We start from the raw sequence: 17,468 nt of genomic DNA on the forward strand, positions 1-17,468 counted from the left end.
CGGCGCAGAGGTCGTTGCGCGACACGAAAAGAGAAACGGTCAAAAGACCGTGTGCGATTTGACGTGAACGCAAAAACTCCCGACCTGTATTTCTGCAGGTCAGGAGCTTTTCCCGGAGTGCCCCCGGCAGGATTCGAACCTGCGCACACGGCTCCGGAGGCCGTTGCTCTATCCCCTGAGCTACGGGGGCGTGTCCGTCGCGGTGATCGCGGCGACGGGTAGAACCCTACCAGCTCCTTACGGGTGTCCATGAACAGGTTTCTCGGTGATCAGGGAGGTGGTCAGGAAGGTGGGCGGGGAGGCGTGCCGGGTCGCTCGCAGGGGGTGGAAGTGGGGAAAACCCGGACGCGGTGGCCGGTCCGGACCTACTCTCAAGTTGTGCCAGGCGCGTCGGGTCGGGTGCTTGTTGTGGACGACAACAAGGTCATCCGGCAGTTGATCAGGGTCAATCTCGAACTGGAGGGTTTCGAGGTCGTGACCGCGGCCGATGGTGCCGAGTGTCTGGACGTGATCCATCAGGTGCGGCCTGACGTCGTGACCCTGGATGTCGTCATGCCCCGGCTGGACGGGCTCCGTACCGCCGCTCGGCTGCGCAGCGATCCCCGGACCCGTGATCTGCCCCTCGCCATCGTCAGCGCCTGCACCCAGTACGAGGTCGAGAGCGGGCTCGACGTCGGCGTCGACGCGTTTCTCGCCAAGCCCTTCGAACCTGCCGAACTCATCGCTCTCGTACGGCAGTTGATCGAGCGAGGGCGGCGTGAGCCGCGGGACCCGTGTGAGCCGGCCGATGGCCTCTCCATCGGCGGTGGCTTCGGTGCCGGCGCCGGCGCCGGTGAGGGTGAGCGGGCCGGGCGGGGCGGGCGTAGCGGCGGCTGAGGCCGAGACTGCCTCCCGGCTCGCCAGTTGTCGCCACCGCCACTTGTAGGTCCCCTTACTTGCTCCCCTTGCTCCCTCTCCATCGGCCCACCTCCGCTATACAGGCCCACCTCCGCGGATGCGGGGCGGGCCCCTCCTTGCCGTCACCCCCCCGTACCCGCCACCCCCGCCCAACCCGATCCACCCCCCCCGCGTCCACATCCCGGACCCCCGGACAAACCAGCTGGCCTACCCACCCCCCTCCTCCCATACGCTTGTCCCGTGACCCCCGTCGAGCTCTCCCGTACCGTGCTGCGCGCGGTGCGTCGTGCTGTCGAGGACGGGGAGCTGCGCGTCGTCGTGCCGGAGAAGGTGTCGGTGACCGTGCCGGGGGCCGGCGGGTGGGGTGACTACGCCACCAACGTCGCCCTCCAGCTCGCCCGGCCCGCGGGGGAGACCCCCCGCCGCGTCGCCGAACTGCTGCGGCCGCATCTCGTCGGAGCCCATGGCGTCCGCGGTGTCGAGATCACCGGGCCCGGGTTCCTCAACATCAGTCTCGGGAGTACGGCGTCCACCGCCCTCGTCGAGGAGATCCTGCGGCGCGGACCGCGGTACGGGTTCGTCGACCAGGCCACCACCACCAGTCATGGCGATCTCCCCCCGGGCCAAGACGACCCCACCGCCCGCCTCGTCCAACTCCACGCCCCCGACGAACCCCGCGCCCTCGTCGTCATGGACGTCGTCGCCCGCCTCCTGCGCTCGCAGGGCACCCCCGTCCGCACCCGCTGCGACAGCCGCCCCGAGCCCGAATGGCGGGCCCTCCTCGGTACCGGGATCGAGGCCGACGCGTACGGTCCCCCAGAGGCACAAGCTCTGCTCGAAGCCGAAGCCGAAGCCGAAGCCGAAGCCGAAGCCGAAGCCGAAGCCGAAGCCGAAGCCGACGTCAACGCCGAAGCCGAAGCCGACGTCAACGCCGAAGCCGAAGCCGAAGCCGACGTCAACGCCGACGTGCACGTCAACGTACGGCCCGTGCCGGCCCCCGACCCCGCCGGCCTCCTCCCTCTCGGCCGTGACGCCGCCCGCTGGGCGCTCCTTCACCCCGCCGCCCACGACCGGCCCCGCCTCACCGCCGACCACCTTGTGCAGCGGGAGGGCAACCCTCTCTTCCGGGTCCGTTACGCCTACGCCCGCACCCGGGCCGTCAGCCGCAATGCCGCCGACCTCGGCTTCACCGCCGCACCCGGCGACGTACAACAAGACCGGCAACAAGACCGGCAACAAGACCGGCAACAAGTCCGGCCACAAGATGGACTAGAGGACGCCACCCCCCTCACCTCAGAGGACATCACCCCCCTCGTCGCGCCTCTCCTCACCCACCTCGCCGACCACCCCCGCCTCCTCGCCCGCGCGGCAGCCCACCGCACCCCGGACCTGCTCGCCCGTCACCTGGTCGCCGTAGCCGACGCGACCCTCCCTCTGCTTCCGGCCACGCTTCCGCTCGGTGACGAGAAACCCTCGGCCGCCCACCGTGCCCGGCTCGCGCTCGCCGAAGCCGCCGGGGCGGTGCTCGCCGGTGGCCTGTCCCTGCTCGGCATCGATGCCCCCGAACACCTCTGAGCGCCACGACCGACAAGACACCGCACGGTCTGAGCGCCAGGAAGAGACAGAAGAGAAGACGACATGAGCCGTTCCGCACACCCCGCCGGTCCCCGTCACGCCGATGTTCTGCCCGAGGGGCACTACTCCGCCCCGGCCGCCGACCTCAACGAACTCGACCCCAAGGTGTGGGCGCAGACCGTCGGGCGGGACGCGGACGGTGTCGTCACCGTCGGCGGTATCGACGTGAAGACGCTCGCCGAGCAGCACGGCACCCCGGCCTACGTTCTCGACGAGGCCGATTTCCGGGAGCGCGCCCGGGCCTGGCGTACCGCGTTCGGGCAGGACGCCGACGTCTTCTACGCCGGCAAGGCGTTCCTGTCCCGTGCCGTCGTGCGGTGGTTGCACGAGGAGGGGCTGAATCTCGATGTCTGTTCCGGGGGCGAGCTCGTCACCGCCCTCTCCGCCGGGATGCCCGCCGACCGCATCGCCTTCCACGGCAACAACAAGTCCGTCAGCGAGATCACGCGGGCCGTCGAGGCCGGTGTCGGGCGGATCGTTCTCGACTCCTTCCAGGAGATCGTGCGGGTCGCTCATATCGCGCAGTCCCTCGGCAAGCGGCAGCGCGTGCAGATCCGGATCACCGTGGGCGTGGAAGCGCACACGCACGAGTTCATCGCCACCGCCCATGAGGACCAGAAGTTCGGGATTCCGCTCGCCGGGGGACAGGCCGCCGAAGCCGTACGGCGCGCCCTTCAGCTCGACGGGCTCGAACTCATCGGCATCCACAGCCACATCGGGTCGCAGATCTTCGACATGTCCGGGTTCGAGGTGGCCGCCCACCGCGTTGTCGGGCTGCTGAAGGCCGTCCGCGACGAGCACGGTGTCGAGCTGCCCGAGATCGACCTCGGCGGTGGGCTCGGGATCGCCTACACCAGCGACGACGACCCCCGCGAGCCGCACGAGATCGCCAAGGCGCTCACCGAGATCGTCACCCGTGAGTGCGACTCCGCGAAGCTGCGGACCCCTCGTATCTCCGTCGAGCCGGGGCGCGCCATCGTCGGGCCGACCGCCTTCACGCTTTACGAGGTCGGCACCATCAAGCCCCTCGACGGGCTGCGGACGTACGTCTCCGTCGACGGCGGCATGTCCGACAACATCCGGACAGCCCTCTACGACGCGGAGTACAGCGTCGCTCTCGTGTCCCGGCGTTCCGACGCCGAGCCCATGCTCGCCCGGGTCGTCGGCAAGCACTGTGAGAGCGGGGACATCGTGGTCAAGGACGCGTTCCTGCCGGGGGACCTGGCACCGGGTGACCTGATCGCCGTACCGGCTACGGGTGCGTACTGCCGTTCCATGGCCAGCAATTACAACCATGTGCTCCGGCCGCCGGTCGTCGCCGTGAAGGATGGGGAGTCGCGGGTCATCGTCCGCCGGGAGACGGAGGAGGACCTGCTCCGCCTCGACGTCGGCTGAGTAAGCCGAATGAAAGAAAGAGGGGTGGAAGATCTCCGGTCTTCCACCCCGTGGAAATGAAATCGATGTCTCACGATCCGGACCATGGATAGAAACTCCCGTCCGGTGAGTGAGACTGGTCCAACCGATGACGGTATGAGGAAACGAGGTCGGATGATGCGTACGCGTCCGCTGAAGGTGGCGCTGCTGGGCTGTGGAGTGGTCGGCTCAGAGGTGGCGCGCATCATGACGACGCACGCCGACGACCTCGCCGCCCGCATCGGCGCGCCCGTCGAGCTCGCGGGCGTCGCCGTACGGCGGCCCTCCAAGGTCCGCGAAGGCATCGACCCCGCCCTCGTCACCACCGATGCCACGGCACTGGTGAAACGCGGCGACATCGACGTCGTAGTAGAGGTCATCGGGGGGATCGAGCCTGCCCGTTCCCTCATCACCGCCGCCTTCGAGCACGGTGCCTCCGTCGTCTCCGCGAACAAGGCGCTGCTCGCCCAGGACGGTGCCGCGCTGCACGCCGCCGCCGAGCAGCAGGGCAAGGACCTGTACTACGAGGCCGCCGTGGCCGGCGCGATTCCGCTGATCCGGCCACTGCGCGAATCCCTCGCCGGCGACAAGGTCAACCGGGTGCTCGGGATCGTCAACGGCACGACCAACTTCATCCTCGACAAGATGGACAGCACGGGCGCGGGTTACCAGGAGGCCCTCGACGAGGCCACCGCCCTCGGGTACGCCGAAGCCGACCCCACCGCCGACGTCGAGGGCTTCGACGCCGCCGCCAAGGCCGCCATCCTCGCCGGAATCGCCTTCCACACGCGCGTGCGTCTCGACGACGTCTACCGCGAGGGCATGACCGAGGTCACCGCCTCCGACTTCGCCTCCGCGAAGAACATGGGCTGCACCATCAAGCTGCTGGCGATTTGCGAGCGGGCCGAGGACGGCGGCAGCGTCACCGCGCGCGTGCATCCCGCGATGATCCCGCTCAGCCACCCGCTCGCCTCCGTACGCGGCGCCTACAACGCCGTGTTCGTCGAGTCCGACGCCTCCGGGCAGCTGATGTTCTACGGCCCCGGCGCGGGCGGCGCCCCCACTGCCTCCGCCGTGCTCGGTGACCTCGTCGCCGTGTGCCGCAACCGGCTCAACGGGACCACCGGGCCCGGCGAGTCGGCGTACGCCGGACTGCCCGTGTCGGGTATGGGCGAGGTCGTCACGCGGTACCACATCAGCCTCGACGTCGCCGACAAACCAGGTGTTCTCGCACAGGTCGCCACCGTGTTCGCCGAGCACGGTGTCTCGATCGATACGGTTCGGCAGCAGGGGAAGGACGGCGAGGCATCCCTCGTCGTCGTCACGCACCGCGCGTCCGACGCCGCCCTGGGCGGGACCGTCGAGGCGTTGCGCAAGCTCGACACCGTGCGGGGTGTCGCCAGCATCATGCGGGTTGAAGGAGAGTAACCAGCAATGACCCACCAGTGGCGCGGAATCATCGAGGAGTACCGGGACCGGCTTCCGGTGTCCGACAGCACGCCGGTCGTCTCCCTCCGCGAGGGCGGCACGCCCCTCGTGCCCGCGCAGGTGCTCTCCGAGCGCACCGGCTGCGAGGTCCACCTCAAGGTGGAGGGTGCCAACCCCACCGGGTCCTTCAAGGACCGCGGTATGACCATGGCCATCACGCGGGCGAAGGAGGAGGGCGCGCAGGCCGTCATCTGCGCCTCCACCGGCAACACGTCGGCCTCCGCCGCCGCCTACGCCGTACGCGCCGGGATGGTCTGTGCCGTCCTCGTGCCGCGCGGCAAGATCGCGCTCGGCAAGATGGGCCAGGCCCTCGTGCACGGCGCGAAGATCCTCCAGGTCGACGGAAACTTCGACGACTGCCTCACCCTCGCCCGCGAGCTGAGCGACAACTACCCTGTGGCGCTGGTGAATTCGGTCAACCCGGTGCGCATCGAGGGCCAGAAGACAGCGGCCTTCGAGATCGTCGACATGCTCGGCGACGCGCCAGACATCCACGTCCTGCCGGTGGGCAACGCGGGCAACATCACCGCGTACTGGAAGGGCTACAAGGAGTACGCCGCCGACGGCATCGCCGCCAAGTCGCCCCGCATGTGGGGCTTTCAGGCGTCCGGTTCCGCGCCCATCGTGCGCGGCGAGATCGTCAAGGACCCCTCGACGATCGCCACCGCGATCCGCATCGGCAACCCCGCGTCCTGGCAGTTCGCGCTGGACGCGCGGGACGAGTCCGGCGGGTTCATCGACGAGGTGACGGACCGTGAGATCCTGCGCGCCTACCGGCTGTTGGCCGCTCAGGAGGGCGTTTTCGTCGAGCCCGCGTCCGCCGCTTCCGTCGCCGGTCTGCTGAAGGCGGCCGAGCAGGGCAAGGTCGACCCGGGCCAGACCATCGTCTGCACGGTGACCGGAAACGGCCTCAAGGACCCCGACTGGGCCGTCGCGGGCGCCCCGCAGCCGGTCACGATCCCGGTCGACGCGCCGACGGCCGCCGAGCGCCTCGGTCTGGCGTAAAGCCGCCTGGCGGGTATTCGCCACGGGGGGTGCACAGGGGGCTTACGACACGCATCGTGCGCCTCCTGTGCGCCCTATGTCGCCACAGAACCTTCCTTCGATAGGCTGTACCTAACCCGCCCGCCGCATATGCCTGCGCGCATGGCTCGGCACCGCGCCGTCTCCACGGCCCGAGGGTCTTCACGTACCTATCGAATCTCATCGAATGTCTTCGACAATCACGCAGCTCAAGGAGAGTCATCGAGCGATGGCCGGTCCAGCCTTCCGCGCCGCCGCCGTCCGGGTGCGCGTCCCCGCCACCAGCGCCAACCTCGGCCCGGGCTTCGACGCCTTCGGCCTCTCGCTGGGGCTCTACGACGACGTCGTCGTCCGTGTCGCCGACTCCGGGCTGCTCATCGACATCGCCGGCGAGGGCAGCGAGACTCTCCCGCGCGACGAGAACCACCTCCTCGTACGGTCCCTGCGCACCGCCTTCGACCTGCTCGGCGGACAGCCGCGCGGCCTGGAGATCGTCTGCGCCAACCGCATTCCGCACGGCCGCGGCCTGGGCTCCTCCTCCGCCGCCATCTGCGCCGGCATTGTCGCCGCGCGCGCCGTGACCATAGGCGGCGACTCCAAGCTCGACGACACGGCCCTGCTGGAGCTCGCCACCGAGATCGAGGGCCATCCCGACAACGTGGCGGCCTGCCTGCTGGGCGGCTTCACGCTCTCCTGGATGGACGGCGGAGCCGCGCGGGCGATCAGGATGGACCCCGCCGATTCCATCGTTCCGGTGGTTTTCGTGCCCGGGAAACCGGTGCTCACCGAGACCGCGCGCGGCCTGCTCCCGCGCAGCGTCCCGCACGTCGACGCCGCCGCCAACGCGGGCCGCGCCGCACTGCTCGTCGAGGCCCTCACCCGGCGCCCCGAGCTGCTGCTGCCCGCCACCGAGGACCGCCTGCACCAGGAGTACCGCGCTCCGGCGATGCCCGAAAGCGCCGCGCTCGTCGACCGGTTGAGGGCGGACGGAGTGCCGGCCGTCATCTCCGGCGCCGGACCGACCGTGCTCGCTCTGGTCGACGCCGACAACGCCGACAAGGTGTCCCACCTCGCCGGCGAGGGCTGGGCCGCCAACCGGCTGGATCTCGACGCACAAGGTGCCTGCGTACTGCCACTCGCGGCCCCGAGCGCCAATTGACTACGTACCGTCGCCGGATTTCGAGAGGGGGAATGTTTGTTGGATCCGGTAGTGTTAATCTCAAGTCTGCACCCGACCCCACCATGGCGAGGTGCTTGTTGTCCCCGTCCGGGACAGACATTCTTCCGGGAGCCTCCCAAGCCGCACTGTGTTTCGTACGACGTACGCGGGCAGTACCTCGTACGCGGACACTGAGCGGTTCGCCGGGCACGCTCCGGAAGCCGGGCAAGCTCCGGAATTGGTGCGACCAAGCCACGTGACACAGACACTCGGTGCCACTGCTTCGGGAAGCGCCGTCATCAGCAATCTCTTCCGCCGCTTAGGCGGACCACCGCCCCGGCACGGTTCACACAGCAAGAACCGAAGCCGGACAGCACAACCGGTCGCCGAGCCAGACAGGCCGACGTCCGCTCCAGGGAAGGACCCTTCGTGAGCGACACCACCGATCTGATGGGCGCACGTGTCGAGGAGACCGCTGCCGCGCCCGCCACGGACGCCTCCGCGCCTGCCACCGGTGCCGGCTCCCGGCGGCGCCGCGGTACCGGCCTCGACGGCATGGTGCTGGCCGAGCTGCAGCAGGTCGCATCAGGCCTCGGCATCAGGGGCACCGCGCGGATGCGCAAGAGCCAGCTGATCGAGGTCATCAAGGACGCGCAGGCGGGCGGAGGTGCTCCGGCCAAGGCCGAGACCGTCACCGAGACCAAGCCGAAGCGCCGCGCCACCTCCAAGACCCGTACGGGCGACGAGGCGGCCGCCCCGGCCGAGCAGAAGGCCGAGAAGGTCGCCGCCGAGAAGGCCGTGGCCCAGCAGCAGATCGAGATCCCCGGCCAGCCCGCTGGGGGCCCCTCCCGCTCGACCGAAGCCGAGAGTGGGGGAGACGACGCGCCGGTCGAGCGCCGTCGTCGCCGTGCGACCGCCGAGGCCGGCAGCCCGGAGACGGTCACCGCCGAGGCGAAGAGCGAGCCGAAGGCCGAGACGCCCGCCGCCGCGCAGGGCGAGGCCCGGGGCGACGCCGGTGACGACGGTCGCCAGGGCCGCCGGGACCGTCGCGACCGCGACCGCGGTGGCCGTCAGGACCGCCAGGACCGTGACCGCGGCGACCGCCGCAAGGACAACGAGCAGCAGGGCGGCGGCCAGCAGCAGAGCGGCGGCCGTCCGGACCGCCAGGACCGTCAGCAGCAGGGCGGCCAGCAGCAGAGCGGTGGCCGCCAGGACCGTCAGGACCGGCAGCAGCGCGACAACGGCCCGCAGGACGACGACGACTTCGAGGGCGGCCGTCGCGGCCGTCGCGGCCGGTACCGGGACCGCCGTGGCCGTCGCGGACGCGACGAGTTCGGTGGCGGCGCCGCCGGCGAGCCGCAGGTCGCCGACGACGATGTGCTGATCCCCGTCGCGGGCATCCTCGACATCCTCGACAACTACGCGTTCATCCGTACGTCGGGCTACCTGCCGGGCCCGAACGACGTGTACGTGTCCCTCGCCCAGGTCCGCAAGAACGGCCTGCGCAAGGGCGACCACGTCACCGGCGCGGTCCGCCAGCCGAAGGAGGGCGAGCGCCGCGAGAAGTTCAACGCGCTCGTGCGTCTGGACTCGACCAACGGCATGGCCCCCGACTCCGGGCGCGGTCGGCCGGAGTTCAACAAGTTGACGCCGCTGTACCCGCAGGACCGGCTCCGCCTGGAGACCGACCCGGGTGTGCTGACGACCCGCATCATCGACCTCGTCGCGCCGATCGGCAAGGGCCAGCGCGGTCTGATCGTGGCCCCGCCGAAGACCGGCAAGACCATGATCATGCAGGCGATCGCCAACGCGATCACGCACAACAACCCCGAGTGCCACCTGATGGTCGTCCTGGTCGACGAGCGTCCGGAAGAGGTCACCGACATGCAGCGGTCGGTGAAGGGCGAGGTCATCTCCTCGACCTTCGACCGTCCCGCCGAGGACCACACCACGGTCGCCGAGCTCGCCATCGAGCGCGCCAAGCGGCTGGTGGAGCTGGGCCACGACGTCGTCGTACTGCTCGACTCGATCACGCGTCTGGGCCGTGCGTACAACCTCGCGGCGCCCGCCTCCGGCCGCATCCTCTCCGGTGGTGTCGACTCCACGGCGCTGTACCCGCCCAAGCGCTTCTTCGGTGCCGCGCGCAACATCGAGGACGGCGGCTCGCTGACCATCCTCGCCACGGCGCTCGTCGACACCGGTTCGCGCATGGACGAGGTCATCTTCGAGGAGTTCAAGGGCACGGGCAACGCCGAGCTGAAGCTCGACCGGAAGCTCGCCGACAAGCGCATCTTCCCGGCGGTGGATGTCGACGCGTCCGGTACCCGTAAGGAAGAGATCCTGCTCGGCAGCGACGAGTTGGCGATCACCTGGAAGCTTCGTCGGGTGCTGCACGCGCTTGACCAGCAGCAGGCGATCGAGCTGCTTCTCGACAAGATGAAGCAGACGAAGTCGAACGCGGAGTTCCTGCTGCAGATCCAGAAGACGACCCCGACTCCCGGCAACGGCGACTAGGGCCAGTCAGCGTTATCAAAGGGCCGCCCCCTGTTAAGGGGGCGGCCCTCTGCGTTGTCAGTGAGGCGCTGTACGATCGCGCCCTTCGGACTTGCTTTCGAGAATCGTCCGAACTTCTGATCCCGAGGGGGGACTTGAATGGGTACGCCCATGCCTGGGGCTGGTCGGCACAGACGCCGGATACGTTTTGGCCTGCCTGTCGCCGCGGCCGGTGTTGCCGCCGCCGTGGCCGCCGCACTGATGTCGACGTCCGCCGGTGCGGCCACCGCGCTGCCGACGCCGACGGTGAAGCCCGCCGTGAGCACGACATCGCTCGCCACGCTGAAGAAGCGCGTCGCGGGCGCCGAGGCCGGTGACGACATCGCCGGGGAGACGACGAAGAAGGCGTCCCTGAGCGCGAGCACCACCGGCACGGCCGTCAGCCCGAAGATCATCGGCGGCACGACGACCACCATCAACACCGCGCCGTTCATGGCGCAGCTCTGGTACTACGACGACAAGGGCACCACCGACGAGAGCGACGACATCGGCTTCTTCTGCGGTGGCTCGGTCATCTCGCCGTCGAAGATCCTGACGGCCGGGCACTGCACCAAGGACGAGCACGGCAAGGCCTACAACTGGGCCGAGTACGGCGCCGTCGTCACCAGCGCCACCGTGCTGCCGACCACGGACGCCGACGGCAACACCGACCTGCACGGCGGCCAGGCCACCGCGGTCCTGCGGCAGTGGACCCACCCGTCGTACAACACGACGACGATCGACAACGACATCGCGGTCCTCACCCTGGCGGCCCCCGTCAAGGCGACCCCGATCCGCATGACGACGTACGGCGACACGGCGTCCTACACGGGCACGCCCGCCAAGACCGCCAAGGTCTACGGCTGGGGCCGCACCAGCTCCCAGACCCAGGACATCTCCGAGACGCTGAAGACGGCCACGCTGCCGATCCAGTCGGACACCACCTGCACCGGCGCCTACGGCAGCCTCGTCATCAAGGCCCACATGGTCTGCGCGGGCACGCCCGCCACCGGCAGCGACACCGGCACGACGGCGATCTGCAACGGCGACTCCGGCGGCCCGCTGGTCGTCGGCGGCCGGATCGTCGGTGTCGTCTCCTGGAGCGGCGACGACGGTGACGCCAGCACGGTCAACGACTGCGTCGTCGAGGGCACCTACGGCGTCTTCACCAAGGTCAGCGCCTACGCCGGCGCGGCCTACGCGCAGGTCGACGACGGCAACCTGAGCTACAGCGACAACAAGGCCGACGTCTACGCCCGCAAGTCCTCCACCAAGGTGGGCTACGAGCTGGACTCCAAGGGCACCTCGCTGGCCACGCGCGTGTCCCTGGGCGACTGGGGCGGCGTCAACCTGGTCCGGACGGCCGACCTGAACCGGGACGGCTACCAGGACTGGATCTACCGGACCACCGCCGGCGCGGTCTACTGGGACCACTTCCAGCTCAACAGCGCGCGGGACGACGGCAGTTGGGTCAGCACGAAGATCTTCGCCAACTGGAAGACCCGCACCCGGATCATCGCCCCCGGCGATGTCACCGGCGACTACCTGCCCGACCTGATCTCGGTCGACAGCGCCGGTGTGCTGTGGATCTACCCGGGCAAGGGCAATGGCACCTTCAGCTCGCCGTCGCGGGTCGGCGGGGGCTGGAGCCAGTACAACGCGCTGGTCGGTCACGGCGACTTCAACGGTGACGGCAAGGCCGACCTGCTCGCCCGCAACAAGAGCACCGGCGTCGTCTACCTGTACAAGGGCGCCGGCAAGTCCGGCACGGGCGCCTTCGCGGCCCGCGTGAAGGTGCGCACCTGGGGCAGCTACAACGCGTTCGACGCCGTCGGTGACTTCACCGGCGACGGCAAGGCGGACCTCCTGATCCGCAACGCGAGCAACACGCTGTACCTCTACCCGGGCACCGGCAAGGCCACGAGCGAGATCTTCGGCACACCGAAGTCGCTCGGCACCGGTTTCCAGCAGTACGACATCTTCGGCTGAAATCGCAGGTGAGCGGGGCGTAACCCGCTGACGCGACTACACAGAGTGCCCATCGCCGTACGCGATGGGCACTCTGCGTTGTGCAACCCTTTCCCGAGTTTCCCTGTCTGACCTGGCGGAGCGACCATAGAGCGAGGATTGAGCGGTATCGGTCGCTCCGGCCAGGCCTGAACCCTGAAAGCAGGGGGTAACCGACCGGAACGAGATGCGAGGAGCCCATGTCCGCCGAGAGCACGCCGGAGCCCGCCATACCGGGCAAGGACGGCAGCAACGGCCCGCGCCACCGCGCCGGACGCCGTAAGAAGGACCGCAGTCCGCGTCACAAGGCCCTGCTGATCACGGCCTGGGTCGCGGCCGGTGTCGTCGTGCTGGGCGGCACCGGCGCCGGGTACGTGTACTTCAAGCTCAACGGCAACATCAAGAGCGTCGACATCAACCAGGCCCTCGGCACCGACCGGCCGGCCAAGGTCGACAACGGCTCCGAGAACATCCTGGTCCTGGGCTCGGACAGCCGCTCCGGCACGAACAAGAAGCTGGGCGGCGGCACCGACGACGGCAGCGCCCGCTCCGACACCGCGATGATCGTGCACGTCTACAAGGGCCACAAGAAGGCCAGCGTGGTGTCCATCCCGCGCGACACGCTCGTCGACCGCCCCGAGTGCACCGACACCAAGGGCGTCACGCACGACGCGGCGTCCGGCGTGATGTTCAACGAGGCGTACTCCACGGGCGGCGCCGCCTGCACGGTGAAGACCGTCGAGTCCGTAACCGGGCTGCGCATGGACCACTACCTGGAGGTCGACTTCGCCGGGTTCGAGAAGCTCATCGACGAACTCGGCGGCGTCCCGGTCACCACGACCAAGGCCATCAAGGACCCGCAGAGCCACCTCGACCTCAAGGCCGGCACCCACACGCTCAACGGCCAGCAGGCCCTGGGCCTGGTCCGCACCCGGCACGGCGTCGGCGACGGCTCCGACCTCGGCCGCATCCAGCTCCAGCAGGCCTTCATCAAGGCCCTGGTCAACCAGGTCAAGCACATCGGCGTCCTGACCAGCCCGACCAAGCTCTACGACCTCGCCAACACCGCCACCAAGGCCGTCACCACCGACTCCGACCTCGGCTCCGTGAACTCCCTCACGTCCTTCGCCAACGGCCTCAAGAGCATCAGCTCCTCCCACATGACCATGGTCACGATGCCCGTCGAGTACGACCCGGCCAACCCGAACCGAGTGATCGTGGAGAAGTCCAAGGCCCAGCTGGTGTGGACGGCCTTGAAGAACGACCAGGCGATCCCGGCGGCAGCGACGAAGGGGACGGCGACCGGCGAGGCCAAGGGTGTCGTGACGTCGTAGTTCGGCCGCGGGTGCGTTGTGGCTGGTCGCGCAGTTCCCCGCGCCCCTTGAGTGGGACCAGTCCACCTACTCAGGGGCGCGGGGAACCGCGCGACCAGCCCCCACCGGCCCGCAGGGGAATAGATCACCTAGACCCCCCGTTTTGGGAGATGGCTCCAGTGCTGGCAGACTGGACAGTCGGCCCCGGTTCACGCGACCGCACCCGCGGCAGCGACCCGGAGCCCTCCCGAAACTAGGAGACACCCTTGAAGCGCGAGATCCACCCCGAGTACGTCGAGACCCAGGTCAGCTGCACCTGTGGCGCGTCGTTCACCACCCGCAGCACGATCACCAGCGGAGCGATCCGCGCCGAGGTCTGCTCCGAGTGCCACCCGTTCTACACGGGCAAGCAGAAGATCCTCGACACCGGTGGCCGCGTGGCCCGCTTCGAGGCCCGCTTCGGCAAGGCTGCTGCAGGCTCCAAGTAGCGAGCTCCATTTCGCCGGTCCACGGCCGCGCCCTTCCACAGGCGTGCCGGGACCGGCGTTTTTGGTCGCCCGCCTGCCCTTTCTTACGCATTTCAGGAGCCCAAGATGTTCGAGGCTGTCGAGGACCTCATCGGCGAGCACGCCGACCTTGAGACGAAGCTCGCCGACCCGTCGGTCCACGCCGACCAGGCCAACGCGCGCAAGCTGAACAAGCGCTACGCCGAGCTCACCCCGATCGTCGCCACGTACCGCTCCTGGAAGCAGACCGGCGACGACATCGAGACCGCGCGTGAACTCGGCGCCGACGACCCGGAGTTCGCGGCCGAGGTCAAGGAGCTGGAGAAGCACCGCGACGAGATCACGGAGAAGCTGCGCCTCCTGCTGGTCCCGCGCGACCCCAGCGACGACAAGGACGTCATCCTGGAGATCAAGGCGGGCGCCGGCGGTGACGAGTCCGCCCTGTTCGCCGGTGACCTGCTGCGCATGTACCTGCGGTACGCGGAGCGCGTCGGCTGGAAGACCGAGATCATCGACGCCACCGAGTCCGAGCTGGGCGGCTACAAGGACGTCCAGGTCGCCGTGAAGACCAAGGGCGGCAACGGCGCGACCGAGCCCGGCCAGGGCGTCTGGGCCCGCCTGAAGTACGAGGGCGGCGTGCACCGCGTGCAGCGCGTCCCGGCGACCGAGTCAGCGGGCCGTATCCACACCTCGGCGGCCGGGGTCCTCGTGACCCCCGAGGCGGAGGAGGTCGACGTCGAGATCAACCCGAACGACCTCCGCATCGACGTCTACCGCTCCTCAGGACCCGGCGGGCAGTCCGTCAACACGACCGACTCCGCGGTGCGCATCACGCACATTCCGACCGGAGTCGTCGCTTCCTGCCAGAACGAGAAGAGCCAGCTGCAGAACAAGGAGCAGGCACTGCGTATCCTGCGCTCCAGGCTGCTCGCCGCGGCGCAGGAGGAGGCGGAGCGGAACGCCGCCGACGCCCGCCGCAGCCAGGTCCGCACGGTCGACCGCTCCGAGAAGATCCGTACGTACAACTTCCCGGAGAACCGCATCTCGGACCACCGCGTCGGATTCAAGGCGTACAACCTTGACCAGGTCCTGGACGGCGACCTCGACGCGATGATCCAGGCTTGCGTGGACGCGGACTCGGCCGCCAAGCTCGCGGCGGCGTAAGGCACGGCACGGTTCGGCACGGACGAGTACGACACGGAGGACTTGCGTGAACCTGCTGCTAGCAGAGGTGGCCCAGGCCACCCAGCGGCTGGCCGACGCCGGCGTGCCCTCGCCGCGCAACGACGCGGAGGAGCTCGCCGCGTTCGTGCACGGTGTGAAGCGGGGCGAGCTGCACTCCGTGAAGGACGTGGACTTCGACGCCCGCTACTGGGAGACCATCGCCCGGCGCGAGCAGCGTGAGCCGCTCCAGCACATCACCGGCCGCGCCTTCTTCCGCTACCTGGAACTCCAGGTCGGGCCAGGGGTGTTCGTGCCGCGCCCCGAGACCGAGTCGGTCGTCGGCTGGGCCATAGACGCGGTCCGCGCGATGGACGTCGTAGAGCCGCTGATCGTGGATCTGTGCACGGGCTCCGGCGCCATCGCGCTCGCCCTCGCGCAGGAGGTCCCGCGCTCCCGGGTGCACGCCGTGGAGCTGTCCGAGGACGCCCTCCAGTGGACCCGCAAGAACATGGACGGCTCCCGGGTCGACCTGCGGCAGGGCAACGCCCTGGACGCCTTCCCCGACCTCGACGGCCATGTCGACCTGGTCATCTCCAACCCGCCGTACATCCCGCTCACGGAGTGGGAATACGTCGCTCCCGAGGCGCGGGACTACGACCCCGAACTCGCCCTGTTCTCGGGGGAGGACGGCCTCGACCTGATCCGCGGCATCGAACGCACCGCACACCGGCTCCTCCGTCCCGGCGGTGTCGTCGTCATCGAGCACGCCGACACCCAGGGCGGCCAGGTGCCGTGGATCTTCACCGAGGAGCGCGGCTGGGCCGACGCGGCCGACCACCCCGACCTCAACAACCGCCCGCGCTTCGCGACCGCCCGCCGGGCGACGCCGTGAGCAGCGCCCCGACTTTCGACCCGCAGCAGTACGTGTACGAGGAGGCCCGCTAGACATGGCACGGCGATACGACACCAATGACGCGACCGACCGCACGACGGGTCTGCGCGAGGCCGCGTCCGCCGTCCGCCGGGGCGAACTCGTGGTCCTGCCGACCGACACGGTCTACGGCATCGGGGCCGACGCGTTCTCCTCGGAGGCCGTCGCCGATCTCCTGGACGCCAAGGGCCGGGGCCGCAACATGCCCACCCCTGTCCTCATCGGCTCCCCGAACACGCTGCACGGCCTCGTCACGGACTTCTCCGAGCTGGCCTGGGAACTCGTCGACGCGTTCTGGCCGGGTGCCCTCACGCTGGTCGCCAAGCACCAGCCGTCCCTGCAGTGGGACCTGGGGGACACCCGGGGCACGGTCGCCGTACGGATGCCGCTGCACCCGGTCGCGATCGAGCTGCTGACGGAGGTCGGGCCGATGGCGGTCTCCTCGGCGAACCTCACCGGGCACCCCGCGCCGGAGGACTGCGACGCCGCCCAGGGGATGCTCGGCGACTCGGTCTCCGTGTACCTCGACGGCGGTCCGACGCCCGGCAACGTGCCGTCGTCGATCGTCGACGTCACGCGCGAGGTGCCGCTGCTGCTGCGCGCGGGCGCGATCTCGGCCGAGGAGCTGCGGAAGGTCGTCCCCGACCTTGAGGTGGCGAATTGACAGCCCCTGACGCGGGGCGTGGCATAGGCAACGGGGAAGTGACGGGGACCTTCGGTCTTCCCATGGACAGCTTCCGCATCCTCCACGTCAGCACCGGCAACGTGTGCCGCTCGCCGATCACCGAGCGGCTGACCCGTCATGCCCTGGCGGACCGGCTCGGCGACCCGCTGTGGGGCGGGCTGATCGTGGAGAGCGCCGGTACCTGGGGCCATGAGGGTGCGCCCATGGAGACCAACGCGGCGACGGTCCTCACCGACTTCGGCGCGGACCCCTCCGGGTTCACCGGCCGCGAGCTCCTCGACGACCACGTGATCCGCGCCGACCTGGTGCTGACGGCCACGAGGGACCACCGCGCCCAGGTCATCTCGATGGGCCACTCGGCGGGCCTGCGCACCTTCACCCTCAAGGAGTTCACCCGCCTGGTGAAGGCGATAGACCCCGCGACCCTCCCACCCCTGGAGGACGGCATGGTGGCCCGGGCCCGCGCCCTGGTCCGCGCGGCAGCGGCCCTGCGCGGCTGGCTCCTGGCCCCCACAGCGGAAGCGGACGAGGTCTTCGACCCGTACGGCGCCCCCCTCCCGTTCTTCCGCTCCATCGGCGACGAGATAAACCAGGCGATCGATCCGGTGGTCACGGCGCTGACGGGCGTCCCGGCGAAGACGTAGCAACGCCCGCGCGTCCCACTCGCCCCGGGCCTACATTGGACGTACGTCACCGTCGACGCCCGGAGTCCACC

General features: G+C 69.6%; 14 protein-coding genes and 1 tRNA gene. 14 read left to right on the forward strand and 1 reads right to left on the reverse strand.

The annotated features are described in order from the left end of the window. Positions 1-118 precede the first annotated feature (118 nt). Positions 119-190 (reverse strand) — tRNA-Arg (locus tag ACGFY9_RS39620). Positions 191-249: 59 nt separating this feature from the next. Here ACGFY9_RS39620 and ACGFY9_RS39625 point away from each other — a divergent pair. The 14 genes from ACGFY9_RS39625 (at position 250) to ACGFY9_RS39690 (ending at position 17,397) form a co-directional block, all read left to right on the forward strand. Further along, a complete protein-coding gene (locus ACGFY9_RS39625) occupies positions 250-876 on the forward strand; it encodes a response regulator (protein ID WP_393762528.1) in 627 nt (208 codons plus the stop codon). A 261-nt stretch (positions 877-1,137) separates the two neighbouring features. Then, positions 1,138-2,472 (forward strand): ArgS-related anticodon-binding protein NrtL, encoded by a 1,335-nt coding sequence (gene nrtL / locus ACGFY9_RS39630; RefSeq protein WP_393762530.1) that lies wholly within the window; start codon positions 1,138-1,140, stop codon positions 2,470-2,472. A 63-nt stretch (positions 2,473-2,535) separates the two neighbouring features. After that, entirely contained in the window at positions 2,536-3,927 is a 1,392-nt protein-coding gene (gene lysA / locus ACGFY9_RS39635) for a diaminopimelate decarboxylase (protein ID WP_393762532.1), read from the forward strand. 153 nt (positions 3,928-4,080) lie between these two features. Beyond that, on the forward strand, positions 4,081-5,373 hold the full coding sequence (locus ACGFY9_RS39640) for a homoserine dehydrogenase (protein WP_318018838.1): 1,293 nt from the start codon (positions 4,081-4,083) through the stop codon (positions 5,371-5,373). A gap of 6 nt (positions 5,374-5,379) precedes the next feature. Then, a complete protein-coding gene (thrC, locus tag ACGFY9_RS39645) occupies positions 5,380-6,438 on the forward strand; it encodes a threonine synthase (protein ID WP_393762534.1) in 1,059 nt (352 codons plus the stop codon). Between the two features lie 247 nt (positions 6,439-6,685). Then, positions 6,686-7,615 (forward strand): homoserine kinase, encoded by a 930-nt coding sequence (thrB, locus tag ACGFY9_RS39650; RefSeq protein ID WP_393762536.1) that lies wholly within the window; start codon positions 6,686-6,688, stop codon positions 7,613-7,615. A 429-nt stretch (positions 7,616-8,044) separates the two neighbouring features. Further along, complete coding sequence (rho, locus tag ACGFY9_RS39655) at positions 8,045-10,129, forward strand: transcription termination factor Rho (RefSeq protein ID WP_393762538.1); 2,085 nt, start codon at positions 8,045-8,047, stop codon at positions 10,127-10,129. 150 nt (positions 10,130-10,279) lie between these two features. Then, a complete protein-coding gene (locus ACGFY9_RS39660) occupies positions 10,280-12,136 on the forward strand; it encodes a trypsin-like serine protease (protein WP_393762540.1) in 1,857 nt (618 codons plus the stop codon). 218 nt (positions 12,137-12,354) lie between these two features. Continuing rightward, a complete protein-coding gene (locus ACGFY9_RS39665; protein ID WP_393762542.1) occupies positions 12,355-13,488 on the forward strand; it encodes an LCP family protein in 1,134 nt (377 codons plus the stop codon). Between the two features lie 245 nt (positions 13,489-13,733). Next, positions 13,734-13,955 (forward strand): 50S ribosomal protein L31, encoded by a 222-nt coding sequence (gene rpmE, locus ACGFY9_RS39670; protein ID WP_393762544.1) that lies wholly within the window; start codon positions 13,734-13,736, stop codon positions 13,953-13,955. 105 nt (positions 13,956-14,060) lie between these two features. Beyond that, entirely contained in the window at positions 14,061-15,137 is a 1,077-nt protein-coding gene (prfA, locus tag ACGFY9_RS39675; RefSeq protein ID WP_033285395.1) for a peptide chain release factor 1, read from the forward strand. Positions 15,138-15,183: 46 nt separating this feature from the next. Further along, complete coding sequence (gene prmC / locus ACGFY9_RS39680; RefSeq protein ID WP_362981927.1) at positions 15,184-16,029, forward strand: peptide chain release factor N(5)-glutamine methyltransferase; 846 nt, start codon at positions 15,184-15,186, stop codon at positions 16,027-16,029. 55 nt (positions 16,030-16,084) lie between these two features. Beyond that, positions 16,085-16,732 carry an L-threonylcarbamoyladenylate synthase gene (locus ACGFY9_RS39685; protein WP_366489895.1) on the forward strand — a complete coding sequence of 216 codons (648 nt, stop codon included), beginning with the start codon at positions 16,085-16,087 and terminating at the stop codon, positions 16,730-16,732. Beyond that, complete coding sequence (locus tag ACGFY9_RS39690; RefSeq protein ID WP_026150979.1) at positions 16,729-17,397, forward strand: low molecular weight phosphatase family protein; 669 nt, start codon at positions 16,729-16,731, stop codon at positions 17,395-17,397. Before ACGFY9_RS39685 ends, ACGFY9_RS39690 begins: the two co-directional genes overlap by 4 nt. Positions 17,398-17,468: the final 71 nt, after the last annotated feature.

The organism is Streptomyces sp. NPDC048504, from assembly GCF_043200035.1.
Lineage (GTDB): Bacteria > Actinomycetota > Actinomycetes > Streptomycetales > Streptomycetaceae > Streptomyces.